Source organism: Parasphingomonas frigoris, assembly GCF_036663815.1.
Taxonomy (GTDB): domain Bacteria; phylum Pseudomonadota; class Alphaproteobacteria; order Sphingomonadales; family Sphingomonadaceae; genus Sphingomonas.
In genome coordinates this window covers 1-1,170 of record NZ_JAXOJQ010000069.1, presented here as the reverse complement: position 1 = coordinate 1,170, position 1,170 = coordinate 1, and the positions used below count along the sequence as shown (strand labels likewise).

Genomic DNA, 1,170 nt, shown 5'->3' with positions numbered 1-1,170 from the left:
CCATAAAAAGCTTGCTTAGATTGCACGGGGGTGCGCACTGTGTTTCGCGTTTCTGGAATCTGATTTGCAGAGGTTTACGCATGGCGCTTCCCGCTCAAAAACCTAAAGGCCACTGGGTTCAGACCGATCGATCTTCTCACGAAGCTTGGGCTGCTTTGACGCGCAAAAGCCCTCTAGCTGCACAGGTTATGCACTTGCTGGCTGCTCGCGTTGGCGACCACAATGCGGTGGTCATATCTCAGGGCACGCTAGCGCAGTTAGCGGGAGCATCCCGTCGGGGTGTTCAAAATGCCATCGCCATTCTTGAACGCGAACGCTGGATCGAACTGCGGCAGATTGGTGATCGGGGTACCGTCAACGCTCATGTCATCAATGACCGCGTTGTTTGGACAGGCGCGCGAGACGGGCTTCGCACATCGCTTTTTAGCGCCGTCGTAGTGGTGTCCGAGGCAGAGCAGCCTGATCGTGAAGATCTGGGCTCACAGCTGCCTCTACGGGCAGTACCCCGTCTCTTCCCGGGCGAAAGCCAGCTTCCAGTTGGGAACGGCCTGCCACCACCTAGCGAACCCACCTTGCCCGGTATGGAACCCGATCTGCCGTCAGTGCAGGAACCTGTCGATCGTCAGCCTATGGATGAAGCGCAAAGCCTTGGCTCGATCACAGGAACCCTCCTGAACAAGCTAAACTGATGTATCCTTCTCGGTTTACGCCTTACCCCCATCTTGGTTTACGGCGGTTGCCCCTATGAGTTTATCCCCCGCAGAAGCTGCAAAGCACGTTGGCCTGACCAAGCAATCCGTGATCAAAGCCATTCGCGCTGGTCGCCTTTCCGCTATCAAAGACGCTAGCGGCGGATGGTCGATCGAGCCGGTCGAATTATTCAGGGTATGGCCTGCCGTAAACCAAGATAGGGGTAAGGTTACCCCTCGGGTTGACGCTGGTTTACCCCCTGAAAACAACGAGGTTGTCGCTGCTCTTAAGGGACAAATTGAGCTTCTTCGATCTCAACTTGATGATGTCCGCATGGACCGAAACCACTGGCGTCAGATTGCCGAGCGTAGCCTACTGACAGATCAACGCCCTGCACCTGAGCGGGTACAGCAGGAGGCACCGCAGTCAGCAGAGATTGTCCCCGTCGCGGAACCGACGTCACCAGCGCGTCCACAATCC

2 protein-coding genes are annotated in these 1,170 nt (G+C 56.6%); both read left to right on the top strand.

What is annotated here, in order from left to right:
* The coding region (locus U1872_RS22520) for a hypothetical protein (RefSeq protein ID WP_332795083.1) at positions 1–689 on the top strand (689 nt) is incomplete at its 5' end.
* A 55-nt stretch (positions 690–744) separates the two neighbouring features.
* Positions 745–1,170, top strand: a 426-nt coding sequence (locus U1872_RS22515) for a hypothetical protein (RefSeq protein ID WP_332795082.1), incomplete at its 3' end; no start/stop codon positions are given.